General features: G+C 41.8%; 19 protein-coding genes. 9 read left to right on the top strand and 10 right to left on the bottom strand.

The window, feature by feature from the left end; genetic code table 11:
* Positions 1-12 precede the first annotated feature (12 nt).
* The 8 genes from PSV17_RS02415 to PSV17_RS02450 all read right to left on the bottom strand — a co-directional run bounded on the left by PSV17_RS02415 (position 13) and on the right by PSV17_RS02450 (position 9,954).
* Entirely contained in the window at positions 13-1,539 is a 1,527-nt protein-coding gene (locus PSV17_RS02415; protein WP_300479314.1) for a hypothetical protein, read from the bottom strand.
* A 46-nt stretch (positions 1,540-1,585) separates the two neighbouring features.
* The gene (locus PSV17_RS02420; protein WP_300479317.1) at positions 1,586-2,191 is read right to left on the bottom strand and encodes a CatB-related O-acetyltransferase; all 606 of its coding nucleotides are present in this window, start codon (positions 2,189-2,191) and stop codon (positions 1,586-1,588) included.
* Between the two features lie 65 nt (positions 2,192-2,256).
* Entirely contained in the window at positions 2,257-3,300 is a 1,044-nt protein-coding gene (gene waaF / locus PSV17_RS02425; protein WP_300479319.1) for a lipopolysaccharide heptosyltransferase II, read from the bottom strand.
* A 14-nt stretch (positions 3,301-3,314) separates the two neighbouring features.
* The gene (gene rfaE1 / locus PSV17_RS02430; RefSeq protein ID WP_300479321.1) at positions 3,315-4,778 is read right to left on the bottom strand and encodes a D-glycero-beta-D-manno-heptose-7-phosphate kinase; all 1,464 of its coding nucleotides are present in this window, start codon (positions 4,776-4,778) and stop codon (positions 3,315-3,317) included.
* A 19-nt stretch (positions 4,779-4,797) separates the two neighbouring features.
* A complete protein-coding gene (gene rfaD, locus PSV17_RS02435; RefSeq protein WP_300479324.1) occupies positions 4,798-5,805 on the bottom strand; it encodes an ADP-glyceromanno-heptose 6-epimerase in 1,008 nt (335 codons plus the stop codon).
* A 38-nt stretch (positions 5,806-5,843) separates the two neighbouring features.
* A complete protein-coding gene (gene hemH, locus PSV17_RS02440) occupies positions 5,844-6,950 on the bottom strand; it encodes a ferrochelatase (RefSeq protein WP_300479326.1) in 1,107 nt (368 codons plus the stop codon).
* A gap of 40 nt (positions 6,951-6,990) precedes the next feature.
* Complete coding sequence (gene hrcA / locus PSV17_RS02445) at positions 6,991-8,007, bottom strand: heat-inducible transcriptional repressor HrcA (RefSeq protein ID WP_300479329.1); 1,017 nt, start codon at positions 8,005-8,007, stop codon at positions 6,991-6,993.
* Positions 8,008-8,049: 42 nt separating this feature from the next.
* A complete protein-coding gene (locus PSV17_RS02450; RefSeq protein ID WP_300479332.1) occupies positions 8,050-9,954 on the bottom strand; it encodes a sulfatase-like hydrolase/transferase in 1,905 nt (634 codons plus the stop codon).
* A 256-nt stretch (positions 9,955-10,210) separates the two neighbouring features.
* Between PSV17_RS02450 and PSV17_RS02455 the strand changes: the two genes are divergently transcribed.
* Positions 10,211-11,080 carry an NAD(+) kinase gene (locus tag PSV17_RS02455; protein ID WP_300479335.1) on the top strand — a complete coding sequence of 290 codons (870 nt, stop codon included), beginning with the start codon at positions 10,211-10,213 and terminating at the stop codon, positions 11,078-11,080.
* A 7-nt stretch (positions 11,081-11,087) separates the two neighbouring features.
* Complete coding sequence (gene recN / locus PSV17_RS02460; RefSeq protein WP_300479337.1) at positions 11,088-12,764, top strand: DNA repair protein RecN; 1,677 nt, start codon at positions 11,088-11,090, stop codon at positions 12,762-12,764.
* A gap of 4 nt (positions 12,765-12,768) precedes the next feature.
* On the opposite strand, the gene fur is transcribed toward recN, so the two are convergent.
* Entirely contained in the window at positions 12,769-13,188 is a 420-nt protein-coding gene (gene fur, locus PSV17_RS02465; RefSeq protein WP_300479338.1) for a ferric iron uptake transcriptional regulator, read from the bottom strand.
* Between the two features lie 87 nt (positions 13,189-13,275).
* On the opposite strand from fur, the gene PSV17_RS02470 reads away from it, so the two are divergent.
* From PSV17_RS02470 to PSV17_RS02495, 6 genes are all read left to right on the top strand, one after another.
* Positions 13,276-14,226: an outer membrane protein assembly factor BamE gene (locus PSV17_RS02470; protein ID WP_300479339.1), complete on the top strand. Its 951-nt coding sequence runs from the start codon at positions 13,276-13,278 to the stop codon at positions 14,224-14,226.
* A gap of 94 nt (positions 14,227-14,320) precedes the next feature.
* Positions 14,321-15,130 carry a 4-hydroxy-tetrahydrodipicolinate reductase gene (dapB, locus tag PSV17_RS02475; RefSeq protein ID WP_300479340.1) on the top strand — a complete coding sequence of 270 codons (810 nt, stop codon included), beginning with the start codon at positions 14,321-14,323 and terminating at the stop codon, positions 15,128-15,130.
* A 583-nt stretch (positions 15,131-15,713) separates the two neighbouring features.
* Positions 15,714-16,871 (top strand): glutamine-hydrolyzing carbamoyl-phosphate synthase small subunit, encoded by a 1,158-nt coding sequence (gene carA / locus PSV17_RS02480; protein WP_300479342.1) that lies wholly within the window; start codon positions 15,714-15,716, stop codon positions 16,869-16,871.
* Between the two features lie 188 nt (positions 16,872-17,059).
* Positions 17,060-20,266 carry a carbamoyl-phosphate synthase large subunit gene (gene carB, locus PSV17_RS02485; protein ID WP_300479344.1) on the top strand — a complete coding sequence of 1,069 codons (3,207 nt, stop codon included), beginning with the start codon at positions 17,060-17,062 and terminating at the stop codon, positions 20,264-20,266.
* 81 nt (positions 20,267-20,347) lie between these two features.
* Positions 20,348-20,830, top strand: coding sequence for a transcription elongation factor GreA (greA, locus tag PSV17_RS02490; RefSeq protein WP_300479347.1), 483 nt, complete (start codon positions 20,348-20,350; stop codon positions 20,828-20,830).
* A complete protein-coding gene (locus PSV17_RS02495) occupies positions 20,830-21,276 on the top strand; it encodes a DUF4149 domain-containing protein (protein WP_300479349.1) in 447 nt (148 codons plus the stop codon). The genes greA and PSV17_RS02495 overlap by 1 nt, the downstream gene beginning before the upstream one ends.
* A gap of 55 nt (positions 21,277-21,331) precedes the next feature.
* Here PSV17_RS02495 and PSV17_RS02500 read toward each other — a convergent pair whose 3' ends face one another.
* The gene (locus PSV17_RS02500) at positions 21,332-21,625 is read right to left on the bottom strand and encodes a YhbY family RNA-binding protein (RefSeq protein ID WP_300479350.1); all 294 of its coding nucleotides are present in this window, start codon (positions 21,623-21,625) and stop codon (positions 21,332-21,334) included.
* Between the two features lie 56 nt (positions 21,626-21,681).
* On the opposite strand from PSV17_RS02500, the gene rlmE reads away from it, so the two are divergent.
* Entirely contained in the window at positions 21,682-22,302 is a 621-nt protein-coding gene (gene rlmE, locus PSV17_RS02505; protein WP_300479351.1) for a 23S rRNA (uridine(2552)-2'-O)-methyltransferase RlmE, read from the top strand.
* The last annotated feature ends 130 nt before the right edge of the window (positions 22,303-22,432 follow it).

The raw sequence follows: 22,432 nt of genomic DNA on the forward strand, positions 1-22,432 counted from the left end.
GCAATGTTTTTACTAGTTAGTTTTTTTTAGGTAAATCATAATTTCCTTCTTTTTTCTGTAGGCATAAAACTCTTTAACTAAATTATATTGTGGTAATTTTTCATCTAGTAGTGCCTTCCTAGCTGGAAATTCCTCATCAATGTTTATGTTAATAACAAGATAACTATATTGATAGATTGAACCATCTTCAATAGCTCTTTTTGTGTAATCCCAATATTTGTAACCTCGCCCTGCATACGGTGCTCCAGCAAAATAACGTGAGCGAGGAGTTACGTAAAACACCTTACTATTAGGTACATTCTGTGTTTTGATATAAGCGACAGCTTCTTGCTCAAAATTATAACCCGCTCGTTTGGGAAGCAGATTATCAATGCCAGAATATACTATGAGTGCTAGCAACAGTAGTAGGGCTAATTTTTTATTGAAATTTTTAACTGCGGATTTGGTTATCTCTTCAAATAGATGACTTAGATGAAAAGATGCGAATATTAATACAATAAACACAAAAGCAATGATGTATCGACTAGAAAGTATAAAGACACTTGCAATGATTACTGCCGCATTGAGAGTCGCAAGCATTAACACCCAATTGAAAATGTGACGAGTATCTTTTTGTATTTTATATTTAGATTGATCAATGTTGGAATTAGAACGATTCAGAGCGAAAATACTAATCACAGGCCAGCTTATGATTCCAAGAACTTTTATTATAAGAATGCTTGCTAAGCTAATTATAACCCCTAGCATCCCATAATCTGATAAGTAGTCACCGAGAACTTCATTCCCCATAATTGAAGCTTTGGCAATAAAGTTAGTTGAAATTTCATTCATTATTCTAGGAAATATTGACACGGCCTCTTGCAGTCTTCCAAAATCACTCAAATGTGTTGTGGGTGAAAGTATCAAAATACTTAGAATAAGCCCAATTAAAAAAATTGGTATTAAGTTTATGATTAAGTAGTGTGTGATTTTTTGTTTTAGTGAAAATTCATGTACTGTAAATAGAATAAGAGGTAGACAGACTAGAAAAGTAATCGCTTCGATTCTAAATAACACAGCGAGAATCGCGGAAACTTGCCAAAGTAGCGCATCACTCAGTTTATGAGTGCGATAAAACTTAACAAAATAAACCAAGCTGGTAAGGTACATCGCCCAAAAGCCTTGATCACGCAACAGCATGGGCAATACATCACCAACTATATATGAGGAGCTAAGTAGTAAAAATGTACCAGAAATAATGGTTAATTTGTCGCCACCTGCCAACTTGATTAGATTGATGAAGCTATAAGTAGTAATGCCAAAAAATATGACATTAAGTAACTGTGCAGATGCTTGAACACCTAAGGTTGTTAGTTGATGTGTAAAATTAATCAGTGCTGGATAAAACGGCCAATTAAAAAGAGCCGCACCTTGCTTCCACTCACCTAGTGAGAACAGTCTTGCAATTTCAAAGTATAGTACTGAATCATCATTAATCCAGCCGTGTTGAATATAGATTACTTGGCAAGTAATAGCGATGCTTGCTAGTGTAAGTAGCATTTGCAATTTCTCAGTTGAGAGAGAGAGTAATTTTTTTAATACCATATTAGATTTTAAATTCGTTAGGTGTTTGTTTGTTATTTACGTAATCTAGAAATGCTGAAATGTCATTTGAACAAATGACATCTACAATGCTTAGTAACTCTTCCTCTGGCCAGTCCCACCACGTACTTTGCAACAAAGCATTACGGGTGGTCTCATCAAATCGCCAGCGGATATGTTTTGCTGGGTTGCCACCCACAATCTCATATGGAGATACATCTTTAGTTACGATGGCGCCCGCAGCAATAACGGCACCATGCCCAATGGTAACCCCTGACAGAATCGTAGAGTTTTCACCTAACCATACATCGCTACCAACTGAGACATCACCTTTAGTTGTCTCATAATCTTTAATATGAGAAGCATGCTGAAAAAATGCAGGGAATGGAAATGTTGTGACCCAGTCTAAGCGGTGATTCCCGCCTAAATATATTTGGACATTTTTTGCTATGGAGCAATAATTGCCGATAGATAGAGTTGCATTTGGGAGTGCATTTTTAATCTTAGGCACGCCGTAACAGTTACCCCCCATTTTATGGCGAGGATATAACTTGTTGAATGTTTGTTGTGAGCGCTTTGGTTTGTTTAAAAGCTTTAGCTGGGATTTCAATTGTTTTTTTCTTATAAGAGTCTCTTTTAAGTGCTCTTTAAATGATGTGAACCAATTCATAATAGTTAGTTGTTGATTTTTAAAAGATCAATAATGCGAGAGGGTTCAATTCGTTTTAAACATTTTAGATTTTCATTAACGGGTTTTAACGGACATTCTCTTTTAAAGCATGGGCTGCACTCAACAGCTAAATACTCAACTGCTGCTTTGTCATTCATTGGTGGGGTATGGTGTGGGTTAGAGGAACCGTATATCGCAACCAATTTCTTATCTAATGCAGCGGCTACGTGCATGAGTCCAGAGTCATTACTAATGACGTTATCGCAAAGTGACATTAAGTCGATTGCTTCACTTAGATTGGTTTTGCCACCTAAATCTAAGCATTGGTTTTCAGAGAGTTGATTAATCGCGTTTGTGACGGGAATATCTTTTTCAGAGCCAAACAGCCAAACCTGCCAGCCTTTGCTTAATGCCTCTCGTGCAACTTCAGCATAATATTCTGCAGGCCAGCGTTTAGCTTCCCCATATTCCGCGCCTGGGCATAGCCCTAATACTTTATGACTTGGCGATGGGATGCCTAGTTTCTGCAAGGTCGCTAGTGCATTGTTCTTATTGGCGATTAGAGAGGGATTGAGTATGTTGTCAGGTAGAGAAGTATTCCTCTTCAAACCTAATGTCACAAATCTATCCACGGTGCGCGGTAGTTTGATTTTATCAAGTTTACGAACATCATTTACTAAGCCATAACGCATCTCACCTAAAAAGCTGGTGCGTTGTGGAATATTTGCGGCAAAAGGCAAGATAGCGGATTTAAGGGAGTTGGTCAGAATGATTGCTTGAGTATAACGTTCTGTGCGTAGACTTTTACCAAATTTAAACCGTTCAAACAATGCAAACTCACCGTGTTTAAAGGGCAGGGCGATGCCTTTATTTACTTCTGGCATGCGTTCTATGAGTGGTAGTGTCCATGCGGGCGCTGCAACGTCAATAATGCAGTCGGGGTCGTTCAATTTAAGCGTTTTGAACAGGCTTTGTGCAAGTACCATATCACCGACCCAAGACGGGCCAAGTACCAATATTTTGGAATGGGTTGATTGCTGCTTTGCCACTATGCCAGTTACCACTATGAACCTAGTTTTTTGATGATATTGCTCGTACTACGGCCTTGCACCAGTGGAATTAATTTAACACTGCCGCCCCACGACTTAACTTCGGTACCACCTACTACTTGGTCTTCTGTGTAATCGTCACCTTTTACAATAACATCTGGGCGTATGGCATCGATTAATTGTAAAGGCGTGTCTTCGTCAAATAAAATCACTGCGTCTACTGAAGCTAACGCGGCTAGTACGCGCGCTCTATCACCTTCATGCACCACGGGGCGTGTTGGGCCTTTTAGGGCGCTGACTGAGCGATCTGTGTTTAATCCTAGAATCAGTTTGTCACCAGTTTTCTTTGCTGCTTCTAAATAAGTGACATGGCCAGCGTGCAGTAAATCAAAGCAGCCATTGGTAAAGACTATTTTTTGTTGATTGGTTTTCCAGAGGCTTACAAGTTCAGCCAGTTGAGCTAGATCGCAAATTTTATCAATTTGAGACTGCCCATCTTCGCTGACTAAGGTTTTTAATAACTCAGCCTGAGAAACTGGCACAGTACCCACTTTGCCAACAACAATGCCAGCAGCAATATTGGCAAGTTGTAGGGCATCATGCGGGTTTAAGCCATGAACTAAACCTGCCGCAAGCGTAGCGATTACCGTGTCTCCAGCGCCTGAAACATCAAATACTTTTTTTGCCGTTGCTGGAATGTGTTGAATCTGCTTTTCATCGATAAGCGAAATACCTTCTTCACCACGAGTTACCGCGAGAAAATCTAAATCTAATGATTTTTTCAGTTGTTCTGCGGCCTTGAGCAAGGCATCCGTCTCGTTGATGTCAACGCCACAGGCTTCAGCGGTTTCTTTTTTGTTTGGGGTGAGCGTGCTTGCGCCTTTATATTTGCTGTAATCGCGGCCTTTGGGGTCGGCAATCACGGGAATATTCAGCTTTTTGCAATGCTCGATGATGGCTGTGCATGTGCTGTCACTTAATACACCTTTAGCATAATCGGACAAAATCACCATCGCAGGATTATTGTTCATGGCTTGAGTCACATGGTCGAGTAGCTGAGAATTTTCTTCAGCACTAAAAGCGGCGGCGCTTTCATCGTCAATCCGAACAATTTGTTGATTGCCACTCATGACTCGTGTTTTTGAAACGGTGGGGCGCAACTTAGAAGTCATCATGTTCGCGATCACTATGCCAGAATCAGCAATCAAGTGTTTTAGCATTTTGCCTGTTGCATCGTCGCCAATGCAGCCGATTATTTCGGTATGAAGCCCCAAGCCAGATAAGTTTGCAGCTACGTTGGCCGCGCCACCAGCTCTATCCTCGGATTGCCTAAGCAGTACTACAGGAACGGGAGCTTCAGGTGAAATGCGATTTACATTACCCATTAAGTAACGGTCTAGCATCACGTCGCCAATGACTAATACTGATTTTTTACTGCCTGTGAATTGACGTACAGTTTCGATTAATTGCGAATTCATATGGGTAATTTACTTTAACTTAGCAATAAGCATCATCATGCATTAAATAGTTCTGAACGTAATCTTGCACGCCTTCTTCTAAACTACAAAACGGCTGTGTGTAGCCTGCTGCGCGCAGTTTGGTTGCGGTAGCTTCGGTAAAGTATTGATATTTACCTTGTAGATCTTCTGGCATATCAATGTAGGTAATGTTGGGTGATTTGTTCATGCTAGTCATTACGCTAGAAGCTAAATCTTTAAACGCACGCGCTTTGCCAGTGCCAATGTTATAGATGCCATTAGTACATGCATGACCACTTAAAGCCGCACTTAAGAAGTGAACAACGGCTGCCGCCGCATCTTTAACATACACAAAATCGCGTAACTGCATGCCATCTGAATAGCCTTCTTTGTGGCTTTTAAAAAGTTTAACGGTGCCAGTTTCTTTAAATTGGTTAAAACTATGAAAAGCCACGCTAGCCATACGTTCTTTATGGTATTCGTTTGGGCCATAAACATTAAAGAATTTAAAACCGGCCCACGCTGATGGTGTCGCCAAGTTTTTACTTACTTGTTGTAAAGCCCACTGATCGAAGAAGTGCTTCGAGTATCCATAGCCATTGAGCGGGCGAAGATTTTCAATGGAAACATCATCATAGCCATGTTCACCGTCACCATAAGTCGCGGCTGAGCTTGCGTAGAAGAAAGCTGCGTTATTGTTGGCGCACCATGTCCATAGATTCTGTGAATAGTGGATATTGGCTTCAACAAGTTTGTTGAAATCACGCTCTGTTGTTGCGCTAATAGCCCCCATGTGAATAATGGCTTCAATATCTGTTCGTGGCTTATGCTCGGCATCGCCGTTAAGCCATGACATGAGTTGGTCTTTATCCAAATATTGCACATATTGGCGTTTAACCAAATTCTGCCATTGATTTTCATGCGTAATGCGGTCAACAATCACCATATCATCACGTTGAAGTTTTGTATTGAGATGCCAAGCGATGATAGAGCCTATCATGCCTGCGCCGCCAGTAATTACGATCATAAAGTTTGTTAAGTCAGCTTAAAACAAAAGTATAACGCTTATTGATTAGCGCCCATAGCTTGAGCACGTAATTTAGTCATTTCGCTGTCTTTTTTAGCTGAGTCAGTATTCCATTCAGTGGAAACCCAACCTCGTAGATTTTCTAGCGCAATGGCGGTCATAGCGTGAATCCATGCCTCATTTTCATTTAATGCAGGAATGTAGTGATACTCCCCACCACCATTGCTTTGGAATATGTGTTTGCCTTCCATCGCGATTTCTTCTAGCGTTTCTAAGCAATCGCTACTAAAACCTGGGCAGATAACATCAATGCGTTTGGTTTTAGCCTTACCTAAATCTTCAAGAGTGCTGGCAAGATAAGGCTTTAACCACTCTTGTTTACCAAAACGCGATTGAAATGCGATTAAATACTCGTCTTTTTTTAACTCTAAAGCCTCTGCTAGTAAGCGCCCAGTTTTGTGGCATTGGCAATGATAAGGGTCGCCGCTGGTCAGGTGTACCTTGGGCACACCGTGAAAACTCATGACTAATTTGCTTGGTTTACCGTTGATTCTCCAATGCTCACGCACGCTAGAGGCCAATGCGGCAATGTAAGCAGGGTGGTCATTGTAATTACGAATGCTGCGAATTGCTGGTTGATTACGTGTTTTGAGTAATACGCGAAATACGGCATCCATCGCCGAGGCTGTGCTACTTGCTGCATATTGCGGATAAAGAGGAAACACTAAAATGCGGTCGCAATGTTGAGCTTTTAGTTTATCAATCGCTGATTGCATGCTTGGGTTGCCGTAGCTCATGCCAAGTTCCACGACAAAAGGTGAATTTATTTTTTGACCTAAAAATCCACGTAATAACGTAGTTTGTTTTTTCGCATGAACTAATAGAGGAGAACCCTCTTTCAACCATACCTGCGCGTATTTTTCTGCCGATTTTTTGGGTCGAATTACTAGAATAATGCAATTTAAAATAAACCACCAAATGGCGCGTGGGATTTCTACCACGCGGGTATCACTTAAAAATTGACGTAAATAGGGTCGTAAAGCTTGGGCTGTTGGCGCATCTGGTGTGCCTAGATTAGCCAATAAAATACCAACTTTAAGTTGGTCGCCGTGTTCGTACTTTGGTTCTGAGTTGTAGTAGGCCATGTAGGTATTCTTGTATATTTTCTGTTTTATATATTTGGTTTTAATTGTTGGATAGTGCATTGGATAAAAGTTTAGCGGTAACATCCACAATCGGTATTACACGCTCATAAGCCATACGAGTAGGGCCAATCACCCCTAATGTGCCGACTACTTGGCCATCAGCTTCATATGGGGCGGTAATCATACTGCATTCATCTAAAGGTAAATAGCCACTTTCGCCACCGATGAAAATCTGTATGCCTTCCGCGCGTTGGCTGTTATCAAGTAATTGCATTAACGACGTACGACGCTCAAATATTTCAAACAATTTGCGCAGGCTACTTACGTTGGTGGAAAGCTCATCTACTTGCAGTAAATTGCGCTCACCTGCAATTACTACCCCCTCTTTATTGTTGTCTACTGCTTTGCTACTAGCCTCAAGCGCAGCCGCCATAAGGCGATTCATGTCCGATTGCATTTGTTGGAGCTCAATATGCAGTTTTTGTTGCACCTCTTCAAAGGTTTGACCTGAGAAATTGGCATTAAAGTAATTGCTGGCTTGTGTTAGTTCGCTTTGCGAATATTTCTTTTCAGCCATGAGTATACGATTTTGCACATTGCCATCACTGGTAACGATAATGACCAATATCCGAGTTTCAGATAATGGTAAAAACTCTAAATGCTTAAAAGCCACGCGCTTGCGCTTAGGAATCATCACCAAGCCAGCAAATTGAGTAAGCTGCGAGAGCATGTCTGCTGCACTTGCAATCAGTTCGGTAGGATTGGGAGAAGACAAGCCACTTTTGAGTTTCTGCAAAGCACACGTTTCTAATGGTTGTACAGTTAGCAGTGAGTCCACAAACATGCGGTATCCCTTTTGCGTGGGAATGCGGCCTGACGAGGTATGCGGGCTAGCGATAAAGCCCATTTGCTCTAAGTCACTCATCACATTGCGTATGGTTGCAGCGCTCACATCTAAGCCAGAATGCTGCAAAAGCGTGCGCGAGCCGATAGGTTGACCATCACTAATGTAATGCTCAACCAAGGTTTTTAATAATATTTGCGCGCGTTTGTCCATGTTTTCAATATGTGGTTTAAATGCTACTTTTAAAAGGGTAGTTTATTGTACCTTGACTGCTACATCTTTCTTTTTAAAAAATTTCCCTAAGTCTTTTACTAGTTGAACCATCGCACCTTGTTTTTTCTCAAGTATAGCTTTGCGTTCGTTCGTATTCAGTGGTTCATCATTGCCCTTGCTGGCTTTCACTAGCGCAAAACTTTTGCCATTGACGGGTTGCGTGATTTTAACGTCATCATCCACATAAGCAACTTTGTCCCAATCTGAAATATACGTAAGGTTACGTTTCTCACCTGCGAGCAGATTGTAGCCTATTGCGTAGTCGCTACTTGGATTTGTCACACCCAACAAAGGCATTACGGTTGGCACAACATCCATGTGGCTAGTCAATTGGTTGCTTACTAGTGGCTTCATGTTTGGTGCGTAAATTACTAAAGGCGTAAGCACTTGTTGGTCTACAAAGGTTGAATTATGTCCCCAAAAGCCATGTTCCATAAACTCTTCACCATGGTCACCAATAAGAACTACAATGGTGTTATCAAGTAATTCATGCTGTTTAAGATAATCAAATATACGACCAAACTGCATATCTAAATGGTGAACAGAGTTAATGTAACGGTTCTTGATCGGCACAATATCATTACGCAAAGCTTCTTTGCTTAATGATGCGTAGTTCAAGTCATCTCTGTATGGTTTTGCAATCACACTTTCTGGCGGAAAATAGTAACGCGCATGCGGTGATTCAAAGAACATGAAGGTAAAGAATGGTTTGCTTGTGTCACGCTTATCTATAAATGATAGAAGGTTAGTGACATTGTCGCGGTCACTTTCCCAACCTGAAGTAGGGTTAGCGATTTCATGTAGTTCATTGTTTGGCACTTGTGCAAAAATGGTTTTATCAAACTCTGGATAAGAGAATTTTGCGCTAGTGTAAAAGCTCATTTGATATTGTTGCTTTTGTAAAACATCTACAATTGCTGCGCCACGACGAGACTCCATAAATGGAAACCAATAATTGCCAGGTATACCCATAAACATACTAAACACGCCCATACGGGTGCCATTGCCGCCGCTATAGTTACGCGTATAGCGAGCTGCATTTGAAGCAAACTGCCAAGTATTTGGCATGACTTTTTCATCCAGTGTGTCAGCGCGCCATGATTCAGAAGTCAGCCAAATAACGTTATATGGCTTGGCTGGACGTGTGAACTGTAGAGGATTAAGTGGGTAATTCAACTTACCTTGTACTTTGAGCTTAGTTTCACGATGAGTGGTGAAGCCCAGTTTTTTAAAGAAGCTACGAGCCGATACAGTTTGATAGAACGGAATGGACTCTGCAACCATGTTTAATTGGTTATTGGTGTAGCTATCCAAGGCAAAGCCCATGTGTACCAATATTGCAATAAAGATTGCAGTGACAGGTAAAAATTTAAATGAAAACTGAAAGGTTGAGCCAGTTCTTTTAGTGTAGTAACGATGCGCTAACCATAAAATCAGTGCTTGTAGACTTAGAAAGCCAAGCGTAATAAGTGCGAAACCAATATCGGAAGCACGGCTACCGCCTAATGACTCAATACCACCTGGCGTCATAATTAGGTTAATCAGAAAACCATTAAAGAACATGCCATAAAGCGCGTAAATCTTAGCATTTGCATAAAGTAGTAAGGTTGTGATGCCTGCCGTTAAAATGGCTGCAATGTAAGTTGCCCGTGGGCTATTTGTTTTTAGACGATGGCTAATCCATTGAACAAGCGAAGTGATTGCTAATGCAGGTAATAAGTAAATTAACCCATAGAGCAAAAATGCGATTAACATAAAACCAAATGTGATTAGGCTTTCAGAATATGCTGTGGCAAATGGTAACGAATCTGAAACAAGCCATAGAATGACCAGATAGGTGACAAAGAAATAGGTTTTAAGGATGTTTTTTTGTTGGGCTGTTATCATTTGAAATTATGTGTATCGTTGTCTTGAGGTGGTTTTCGTAGGCAAAATTAATGCCAAATATTTTTTAATTTTCACTTATGTTTATTAACTATCTGTTTTATTTCAGTTACTAAGAGTTTTCGTTATCGTATTAAGTTCTTTTTAATGATTATTAAATATCATTATCGCGCAAAATTTACAGTATTAATGACAAATATTGCGTGCTATCTCAATGACTCGCTTTGCTTAGGCATTCCGACTATGTTTTAATTCTACCATGCATACAAAATTCAAAAAAATAGCCATCATCGGCAAATACATGAATCAATCGGCTTTGCAATTGATGCAGAGCGACTTGACCGACTTGGCGAAGCATTTGACCTCTATCAATATTGAAGTGTGGATTGAAGAAAACACTGCTCAATATATTGATCTGGCAGGTTTTAAAACCGCATCGTTAGAGAAAATAGGGAGCAAGGTTGACTTAGTGATAGTCATGGGTGGCGATGGCACTATGCTAAGTGTCGCGCGTAGTCTGATTGATGATAATGTACCGCTTGTGGGAATTAACCGCGGTCGATTCGGTTTTTTAACCGATTTACGTGCTGAAGATATGCTGGAGCAATTGGATAAAATCCTCTCAGATGATTTTATTGAAGAGCCGCGTATGATGTTGGCCGCTCAAGTGGTGCGTGATGGACAATTACTACATGCAAATTTTGCACTGAATGATGTGGTGATTAAGAGCGCTTTGCGGCTAATTGAGTTGGAAGTCACTATCGACCACAAATTTGTACATAAACAGCGTTCTGACGGCTTGATTGTGAGTACACCAACAGGCACGACGGCTTATGCGCTTTCGGCAGGTGGACAAATTTTACATCCTAATTTACAAGCCATTTCATTAGTGCCAATTTGTCCGCATACTCTCAGTAATCGACCAATTGCTGTGCATAGTGATAGCTTAATTGAAATTACTTTGATGCAGTTTGACGAAGCGCACCTGAGCTTTGATGGCCAGTTTCAGGTGACGTTGGAGGTTGGCGATAAAATCATAGTCAATCGTGCAGAGCAGACCGTTTCCTTATTACATCCAAGCGACTATTGTTATTTTGATATGCTACGCAACAAGTTGAACTGGGGCTAATTTAGTTATGCTACAAAGCCTCTCTATCCGTGATTTTGTCATTGTCAATCAACTCGATTTAGAATTTGAATCGGGTTTTACCGTGCTTACGGGTGAAACTGGTGCTGGTAAATCTATTTTAATTGATGCCTTATCATTAGCTTTAGGTGCGCGCGCAGAAGGCGGTGTCACTCGCGCAGGGTGTGATAAAGCTGAAATTAGCGCCATTTTTTCCATAGCAAATAACATTGAAGCCATTCAATGGTTGCTTGAGGCGGAAATGGAAAATGAAGCAAAAGAGTTGATTTTACGCCGAGTGATGTTCGCCGATGGCCGTTCGCGTGCCTATATCAATGGCGCTACCGTGACAGTGGCTCAACTCAAAGAATTAGGCGAGTTACTGGTGGATATTTACAGCCAGAATGCGCACCATTCTTTATTAAAGCTGTCCACGCAACGCAATGTGCTGGATAATTTTGGCGGTTTAACTGGCTTGGCAATGCAAGTCGCCGCGCAATTTAAGGTTTGGCATGGGCTTAATCAGCAACGTTTAGAAGTCGAAAAAAACGCTAGTGCGTATGCCGATGAACTCGCGGATTTGCGCGATAACACAAGAGAGTTAGCGCAAATTTCATTAAGCCCTGCGGAATGGGAAGAGTTGCAGCAAGAGCATTTGCGTTTATCCAATAGCGCGGGCTTGATTACAGGTGGTGAGGAGTGCCGTGAGTTATTGAGCGAGGGCGAATTGTCTGCCATGCGCTTACTGACCCAAGTGCAACATAAATTACAAAACCTATGCGAATATGACGCATCTATGGCTGAGGCCACTGAAACGCTTGATTCAGCCATTATTCAGCTTGAGGAAACCTCACGCTTTTTAAATCGCTATCTTCAACGTGCAGAGCTAGATCCCGCTGGGCTAGCGAAGTTGGATTCTAGAATTCAGAACATCCATAATACAGCCCGCAAAAATCGCGTTAAACCAGAAGAGTTAGCAGATTTGTTGCTTAAATCACAAGCACGCATGGCAGAATTGGAGCTGTTTGCAAACGATGGCGAGCTTGCCAAACAAGAAGTTCAAGCTCTAGCAGCTTATATGCAAATGGCGAAACAACTCAGTGACGGTCGTCAATCCGCTGCTGCGAAATTAGGCGCTCAAATTAGTACAGAAATGCAGCGACTCTCCTTAAGTGGCGGTAAATTTGAAGTTGCACTGACTGAGCAAGCACCCACAATTAATGGACTTGAGCAAGTTGAATTTTTAGTCGCAGGTCACGCGGGCGTGGTTGCAAGACCGCTAGCTAAAGTGGCTTCTGGTGGTGAGCTTTCACGTATTAGTTTAGCCATTCGCGTAGTCACCGCTCAAAAAGAAAGTATTCCGACCATGATATTCGACGAGGTGGATGTTGGTATCGGCGGCGGCGTAGCTGAAGTCGTTGGTCAGCTTTTGAAGCAATTAGGTGAACAGCAAGACGATAAAAATACAACTCAACGCCAAGTGCTAGTAATTACCCACTTGCCACAAGTGGCGGCTTTGGGTTCGCATCATCTTCGGGTGAGTAAATCGTTAGTGAATGCGCAAACGCTTAGTACCATTGCAGTTTTAGATGATGAAGCCCGCATAGAAGAGATTGCGCGGATGTTGGGCGGTATTGAAATAACTGAAACTACGCGCCAACATGCTAAAGAGATGCTGACGCATTAATTTTTTATTTATCGCAAGGCTGTTTTTCGCAAATGCCGTAAATGGTCAGCGAGTGATCTTGCATTTTAAAACCAAATTTTGCAGCAGCGGCTTCTTGCCTTTTCTCGATTTCAGCATCATAAAATTCTTCTACTCGACCACATTTTACGCAAACTATATGATCATGATGGCCACTTTGACTCAACTCAAAAACGGCTTTGCCGCTTTCAAAATGATGGCGCACTAACAAACCTGCTTGTTCAAATTGAGTTAGTACTCGATAAACCGTCGCTAAACCAACATCTTCACCAGAGTTAAGCATTACTTTATATATATCTTCGGCTGATAAATGTCGCTCTTTGCTGTTTTCAAACAGACTTAATACTTTAAGTCTGGGTAGTGTAGCCTTAAGGCCTGCGTTCTTTAAGTCTTTTTGATCATGCATCGTTGTTTGCTCACATTTAATAATTACAGTGTTTTTGGTTCGCTATCTACGTGTTATATTAACGCTAATTCAAACTAAAGTCATAATATGCGTATTTTTTCTACTTTGCGGTACTCAATTATTTTATTAGCAGTCCTTTGCGCATCATGCGGCACAGCGCTACCATCGATAAAACCTTATAAATTAGATGTGCAACAAGGCAATGTCGTGACTTCTAAAATGTTATTGCAATTGCGACCAGGAATGACTAAATCGCAAGTGCGGTTCATTATGGGTACACCTTTAATCCAAGATAGTTTTCACGGTAATCGCTGGGATTACGTTTATCAAATGCGCGAAAAAGGCAAAATTGTCGAGCAGCGTCGCGTAATTTTAGACTTTGAAGGTGAGGCACTAAAAGCTGTTCGCGGAGACGTTATTCCAAAAGGTAGCGAAATAAAACCAGAAGAGGGTTCTACAAACAGTGGTACACGCGTCATTAACCCAACTGAAAAGCCTGAAAAAAAAGGCGTGCTCAATAAATTGAAATTTTGGCAAAAAGACGAATCAGAGCTAGCTAAAGAGGCTGAAGCTGCTAAAGCAAAGGCGGAGGCTGAGGAAGCTGCGAAAAACGCAGCAGAACAAGCTGCAGAACGAGCTAAAGATGAGTTGGCTAGAAAATCAGCAACACCTATAGAAGAGCCGAGCTCAAATGAGCCGCAATCAATTATGGCTGTGCCGATAGAAGCTATGCCAATGACGGCGGATGAGCCTGCCGCAGCTAAAGCTGTTGAAGCGCCACCAGTTATTGCTACACCAGCCAAAATTGAACCAAAAAAAGCTGAATCGGTAAAACCTGTCACTGAGCCAATTAAACCAAACGGATCGACCTCCAGTAAAAAGTTTGATCGTAATCTTAAGGTGAATGAAGAGGCTGAAGTCGCTTCTCCAACACCTGCACCACGTGCGGGTAATAAATCTGTACCACAGCCAAAAGATTTACCAGAAGAAGGGGAACCAAGTTTCTTTGACCAAATGCTTGAAAAAATTGGTTTTTAATTTTTAATGGCGCGACTACTCGCTAATCCATGTTAATAATTACGAGTGTCTTTGAGTTTCAAAAATATTATAGATTTATTAGGTAATTAGAATCATGTCAAATCCTTTAAAAGTGGTCATTGCAGGCTGTTCTGGTCGCATGGGTCATGCACTTCTTGAATGTGTTATCGCTGATGCAGACTTAGAGCTTTACGGCGCTCTTGACCGTACAGGTAATCCTCAGCTTGGCCGTGATGCGGGTGATCAACAGGGTAAAGTCTCAGGGGTTAAGGTCACAGACAACATTGATGAAGCTTTGAAAGGTGCGGATGTTTTGGTCGATTTTACCCGTCCAGAAGCCAGTTTGATGTATCTGGCAGCCTGTCAAAAGCATAACGTTAAAATGATTATTGGTACTACTGGGTTTACAGCAGAACAAAAATTACTAATAACAGATGCTTCTAAAAACATAGCCATTGTTTTTGCGCCCAATACCAGTGTAGGTGTGTCATTGTTGATTAATCTAGTACAGTCTGCTGCCAAAGTGTTGAATGAAGGTTTTGACATCGAGATTATCGAAGCGCACCACCGTTTCAAAGTAGATGCTCCATCGGGTACCGCTTTGCGTTTAGGCGAAGCTGCAGCAAGCGCGTTGGGTCGCAACTTGGAAGATTGCGCGGTTTATGGTCGTGAAGGTGTCACGGGTGAACGCGACCCAAGTACCATCGGTTTTGCTACGGTGCGTGGCGGCGATGTGGTCGGTGATCATACGGTGTTATTTGCGGGTTTAGGCGAACGTGTAGAGTTAACGCACAAAGCTAGCAGCCGCGCAACGTTTGCATCAGGCGCTTTGCGAGCTGCTAAATTTTTAATTAGCAAACAAGCCGGGCTCTTTGATATGCAAGATGTTTTAGGATTGAGATAGGCGGATTAAGCATTCAATCAATGTCTTTAATATAAGCTGCCTCAGCTAACGCCAGCACTTAGTCTCATTTTGTAGGCTTAATGAAAAAGCTAAGAGATGTTAGACTTAATTCCAATCGGCAGAACTCCGATAAAAGCAATTTGCTTATCGTATTGCAATAAATATTTTCCACGTTTGGACTGGTATCGGGTTGTTGACCTTTCAATGAATTGAGCGCATCGCTTTTTGGTAAGCGCATTTCGCCAGCGCTTAAAATAAATCTTTCGGTAAAGATTTTACAGAGCGCGACACCTCTCACTAAATTTTTTGGATATGGTTCATAGGTAAGCTGAGAAATCGATTGTTTATCACTGACCTTAAGCATTTTTAATTTACGTCTACTTTAGAGTTCTACGCGCTTTTTTACAATCAAGTTACAATCAAAAGTTGAAAAGCATGCCGCTTGTCGGTATAATTCGTTAATTCTGAAACGGGAAGAGTATAAAGCTCCTCCCGTTTTGCGTATCTGCCATTTGTTCATATTGAATGCTATGTTGAACTAAGCACTAAAAAATTAATTAATGTTTTAATCCAAGGAGTTACCGTGTCACAAAACCTGCCCGCCATACTAGTACTTGCAGATGGAACTGTGTTTCGTGGCACATCAATTGGTGCTTCAGGCCAAACAGTGGGTGAAGTCGTATTCAACACCTCAATGACAGGCTATCAAGAGATTCTCACAGACCCCTCTTACACCAAGCAAATAGTCACACTCACCTATCCGCACATCGGCAACTACGGCGTGAATCTCGAAGACATTGAGTCTGGTAAAGTGTACGCAAGTGGTTTGATTATCCGTGATCTACCGCTGACGTATAGCAACTTTAGAAACACTCAATCACTTTCAGAATATCTGAGCGCCAATAATGTTGTGGCGATTGCTGATATTGATACGCGCAAGTTAACTAGAATATTACGCGAAAAAGGTGCGCAAACTGGTGCGGTAATAGCAGGCGAAGCTGATGAAGCGAAAGCGATTGAATTAGCCCAAGTTGCGATTGCAAGTTTCCCAGGTTTGTCTGGCATGGATTTGGCTAAAGTTGTGAGTTGTGAAAAGCCTTATGAGTTTACCGAAGGTGAGTGGGCGTTAGGCAAGGGTTTTGCATACGCAGCCACACCAAAATTTCATGTAGTTGCTTATGACTACGGTGTTAAACGCAATATTTTACGCATGTTGGTTTCGCGCGGCTGTAAAGTTACAGTGCTGCCAGCGCAAACTTCGGCAGCGGATGCGTTGGCATATAAGCCAGATGGCGTGTTTTTATCAAACGGTCCTGGTGACCCCGCGCCTTGCGATTACGCCATTTCTGCCATTAAAACCATTGTCGAAATGGGCGTTCCAACATTTGGTATTTGTTTAGGCCATCAATTATTGGCGTTAGCGAGCAATGCTAAAACGCATAAAATGAAATTTGGACACCACGGTGCAAATCACCCTGTGCAAGATGTGGGATCTAAACGCGTGTACATCACCAGCCAAAATCATGGTTTTGCGGTAGACGCTACTAACTTGCCAGCTAATATTAAAACCACGCATGTTTCATTATTCGATGGCAGCTTGCAAGGCATTGCACGAACAGACAAACCAGCATTTAGTTTTCAAGGTCACCCAGAAGCAAGCCCTGGTCCTACTGAAATGAGTTATTTGTTTGATAAATTTGTGCAATCTATGGCAGCGCAAAAGCAGAGTGCAAGAAAGTAAAAGTTTTAAATAACGTTTATTAAGCTAAGCATGTGTTTGAATGTTGTTTTTGGAAACTGCCGAAGATAGGCAACTTTAAGCGACGGAGTGCTACTTTTAGATTGTTGGCTTACTTTTCAGATCTGAAATATTACATGCTACGTTAAATAGTAGTTTTAAAAAATTAAATATCTATAAAGTTAAATTGAATGGCAAAACGTACAGACATTAAATCTATTCTAATCATCGGCGCAGGTCCAATTGTGATTGGGCAAGCTTGCGAGTTTGACTATTCAGGCGCGCAGGCATGTAAAGCGCTTCGTGAAGAAGGCTACCGCGTAATTTTGGTGAACTCTAACCCAGCGACCATTATGACCGACCCTGAAATGGCCGATGCGACTTATATCGAGCCTGTAACTTGGCAAGTGGTTGAGAAAATCATTGCTAAAGAGCGTCCAGATGCCTTGCTGCCAACAATGGGCGGCCAAACAGCGCTAAATTGTGCGCTAGATTTAGACAAACACGGCGTATTAGCAAAGTATAAAGTTGAGTTAATTGGCGCTTCAAAAGACGCGATTGATAAAGCTGAAGACCGTCAAAAGTTCAAAGAAGCCATGACTAAAATTGGCTTGGGTTCGGCGCGTTCTGCTGTAGCCCATAGCATGGAAGAAGCCTTGCAAGTGCAAGCAAGTATAGGCTACCCTACAATTATTCGTCCATCATTTACTATGGGTGGTAGCGGCGGCGGTATTGCTTACAATCGCGAAGAGTTCATGACTATTTGCGAGCGCGGCTTAGATGCTTCACCAACCAAAGAGTTATTGATTGAAGAGTCGCTATTAGGTTGGAAAGAATATGAGATGGAAGTGGTGCGCGACTCAGCGGATAACTGCATCATCATTTGCTCCATTGAAAACTTAGATCCAATGGGCGTGCATACCGGGGACTCAATCACTGTAGCTCCTGCGCAAACGCTGACAGATAAAGAATATCAAATCATGCGTAATGCCTCACTGGCAGTGTTGCGCGAGATTGGCGTGGATACTGGTGGTTCAAACGTACAATTTGCCATTAATCCTGATGATGGTCGCATGATTGTGATTGAGATGAACCCACGTGTTTCGCGTTCATCAGCATTGGCTTCAAAAGCAACTGGTTTTCCCATTGCAAAAATTGCCGCAAAATTAGCAGTAGGTTTTACTCTGGATGAGTTACGCAATGAAATTACTGGCGGTGCTACGCCAGCCTCTTTCGAGCCGTCGATTGATTACGTAGTGACAAAAATCCCAAGATTCGCCTTTGAAAAATTTCCTCAAGCGGATTCACGTTTAACTACGCAAATGAAATCTGTAGGTGAAGTGATGGCCATTGGCCGCACTTTCCAAGAGTCATTCCAAAAAGCTTTGCGCGGCCTTGAAGTTGGTGTTGATGGCTTGGATGAAAAAACTACAGATTTAGATACCATAACCAAAGAAATGGGCGTACCAGGCCCTGAGCGTATTTGGTATGTGGGCGATGCTTTTAGAATGGGCATGAGTGTTGAGCAAGTTTATAACATTTCAAAAATTGACCATTGGTTCCTTGTTCAGATTAAAGACTTAATCGATCGTGAACAAGCGCTTAAAGGCAGGCAGATTGCTGATTTAGATAAACAAGCTATGCTGAAATTAAAGCGTAGCGGTTTTTCTGATAGACGCTTAGCCACATTGCTTAATACAGATCAGCATGCAGTGCGTGCTTACAGACAAGCTTTGCAGGTTCGCCCTGTTTACAAACGCGTAGATACTTGTGCAGCAGAGTTTTCGACTAACACTGCTTATATGTATTCAACATACGAAGAAGAGTGTGAAGCAGCGCCAACCAATAAAAAGAAAATTATGATTTTGGGCGGTGGTCCGAATCGTATTGGTCAAGGTATTGAGTTCGATTATTGTTGCGTACATGCGGCATTTGCGATGCGTGAAGACGGTTACGAAACCATTATGGTGAACTGTAACCCTGAAACGGTTTCGACGGATTACGATACGTCAGACCGCTTGTATTTTGAGCCAGTAACCTTAGAAGACGTACTCGAAATAGTGGCACTGGAAAAACCAGTAGGCGTGATTGTGCAATACGGTGGGCAAACGCCACTTAAATTAGCGCGTGATTTAGAAAAAGCAGGCGTGCCTATCATTGGTACAACGCCAGATGCGATTGATATGGCAGAAGATCGCGAACGCTTCCAAAAAATGTTGCATGAACTTGGTTTAAAACAACCACCAAACCGCACTGCTAGAACGCCAGATGAAGCAATACGCTTAGCTTTGGAAATCGGTTATCCGCTCGTTGTCCGTCCTTCTTATGTGTTAGGTGGTCGCGCCATGGAGATTGTGCAAGAACAATCTCAGTTGGAACGTTACATGCGTGAAGCGGTAAAAGTATCAAATGAATCGCCCGTATTGTTAGACAGATTCTTGAATGACGCGCTAGAAGTAGATGTGGATGCGCTTTGTGATAACACGGGAGACGTGATTATCGGCGGCATTATGGAACACGTTGAACAAGCAGGTGTACATTCTGGTGACTCAGCCTGTTCATTACCTCCATTTAGCTTATCTGCCAAACTGCAAGACGAGTTGCGTGACCAAACTAAACAAATGGCGCGTGCTTTGGGCGTTGTAGGTCTAATGAATGTGCAGTTTGCCATTCAAGGGAAAACAGTGTTTGTGTTGGAAGTGAATCCACGTGCATCACGTACCGTGCCATTTGTTTCAAAAGCCTGTGGTTTACAATTGGCTAAAGTGGCGGCACGCTGCATGATAGGCACTTCATTGAAAGCACAGGGTGTAACGCGTGAGATTGTGCCTCCGTTCTACTCTGTGAAAGAGGCGGTATTCCCATTCATTAAATTCCCAGGCGTAGATACTATCCTAGGCCCAGAAATGAAATCTACGGGCGAAGTAATGGGTGTTGGTGCAACATTTGCTGAGGCTTTCCTTAAATCGCAGCTAGGCGCTTCTACAAAGCTGCCTGAAGGCGGTAGAGCATTTATTAGCGTACGTAAAGAAGATTACAATAAAGTCGTTGAAATCGCTCATGCTTTGCATGATTTAGGTTTTGAATTGGTTGCTACTAAAGGCACAGCAACGGCACTGACTGCTAATGGCTTAAAAGTAGCTTCAGTGAATAAAGTGGCAGAAGGTCGTCCACATATCGTTGATATGATTAAAAATGGCGACATTAGCTTTATTGTGAATGTGACTGAAGATAAGCGTGCTGTGGTTGACTCTTATGAAATTCGTCGTAGCGCGTTGCAAAATAAAGTGACATATTACACAACACTGGCTGGTGCTAAAGCAGCGTGTGTAGGTATGGCGCATATGCAAGAATTGACGGTTGAGTCACTTCAAGACTTGCATAAAAAGCTATCTTAAAATAAACTTTTAAACAGATTAATTTTCTTCTAAAGCCACACTCAGTTTGGGTGTGGTTTGTTTTTTATATAAGGTTCTAAAATGGCAGTTATTCAAGTCCCAGTTACAGTTAAAGGTGCTGAGCTACTTAAAGCGGAGTTACTTCGCTTACGCAGCGTAGACCGCCCAGAGATTATTCAGGCGATTGCCGAAGCGCGTGCCCAAGGCGATTTGTCTGAAAATGCAGAATATGAAGCGGCAAAAGATCGCCAAAGTTTTATTGAAGGTCGTATTAACGAGGTTGAAGCCAAGTTATCTAATGCCACCATTATTGATCCAACTACTTTGCATGCAGATGGTCGCTGTGTATTTGGTGCAACGGTAAGAATTGAAGATTTAGACAGTGGCAATATCATTACCTACCAAATTGTGGGTGATGACGAAGCGGATATCAAAAACGGTAAAATTTCAGTGAGTTCACCAATTTCACGCGGTCTAATTGGCAAGTCTGAAGGTGATGTCGCCGAAGTGATGGCGCCAGGTGGCGTTAAAGAATATGAGATTTTGGAAGTGCAATATATCTAATGAATAATCATTGGCTAGATAAGTTTAGTTTAATACTGATTACTTTCTGGGTTGGTGCGTTGTGGACTACAGGTGCCGTTGCATACTCACTATTTCATACTCTGCAAAATAATCAATTGGCAGGACAGCTAGCAGGGCAATTTTTTACCTACGTGTCTTACTTAGGTTTGTTTTCAGCGTTTTATCTGCTGATTCATCGTTTACTAGGTCATGGTACACAAGCATTGAAGCAGTCTTATTTTTGGGCGCTATTCGTGATGTTGTTATTGGTGCTGGCTGGGAATTTCGGTATTCAACCGTTACTAGCACAATTGAAAGCGAATGCATTTCCTGCAGATGTGATGCAAAGTGTGTTTGCTAATCGATTTAAAGCTTGGCACGGCGTGGCAAGCATTGCGTATGTAGTGCAATGCCTATTAGGATTTGTTGTAGTCGTAAAAAAGTAGGGTAGTCGATAAAAGCAAGTAAGTAGAAGCGACTTAAAATCGCTTCTAAGTTTGACTACTTAACAGGAACAACAATTTTTGGCTTAGTTGCTGATTTTCTATAAACCACTAATTGTTTACCAATATGATGTACTGCTACTGCGTTGGTTTGCGCGCAAATATCAACCAACAATTGAGCGCGTAATTCTCTATCATCACCCGCAACTTTGATTTTAATTAGTTCATGTGCGTCTAAGTTCAGGTTAATTTCTTTTAATACAGCCTCTGATAAGCCTTTATTACTTATCATAACAACTGGATTTAAATTGTGTGCAAGGCCACGTAAGTAGCTAATTTGTTTTGAGTTCACGGCGGTATGTCTTCTTGAGTTATCTTATTGATTTATATAGGCGAGCAGTTTAACAGATGAAACTAAAACCTTCCAGCAAAGCTTGGATGCACGAACATATCAATGATGAATTTGTTAAGCGTGCGCAAAAAGAAGGTTATCGCGCTCGCGCTGCGTATAAGCTGACAGAAATTGACGATAAAGATAGGCTGATTAAGCCGGGTATGACTGTCGTAGATTTAGGCTCAACGCCAGGCAGTTGGTCGCAAGTAGCTGTTCAGCGCTTAAAAGGCCAGGGCCGCATTATCGCTTTAGATTTGCTGGAAATGGAGCCAATTAAAGGTGTAGAGTTTATTCAGGGCGATTTTCGTGATGAAGCCATACTCAAAATATTAGAAAAAAGTTTAAATGGTAAACAAGTAGACCTTGTAATCGCCGATATGGCACCCAATATGTCAGGTATAACTATCGTTGACCAAGCAGGTGCAGCCTATTTAACTGAATTGGCCATGGAGTTTAGTAAGGAATGGTTGAAACCAAGCGGCAATTTTTTGGTCAAGGTATTCATAGGCGAGGGTTTTGATGAAATTGTAAAAAATATGCGGCCTATGTTTGATAAAGTTGTCACGCGCAAACCTAAAGCATCTCGCGGCAGAAGTAGCGAAGTCTATTTGTTGGGATTAGGGCGTAAACCCTAATCAAGAGCGCTAGTTTAAGGTTAATCCTAAAGACAATTTTTGTAAAAAGCGTAATATGGTAACTATTAATTAGCAAGTTAGTGACTTAACTTAAAGTTATTAAGCAGTAGTCATTAAGCAGTGAATTAGC

Source organism: Methylotenera sp. (assembly GCF_029946165.1).
Taxonomy (GTDB): Bacteria; Pseudomonadota; Gammaproteobacteria; order Burkholderiales; family Methylophilaceae; genus Methylotenera.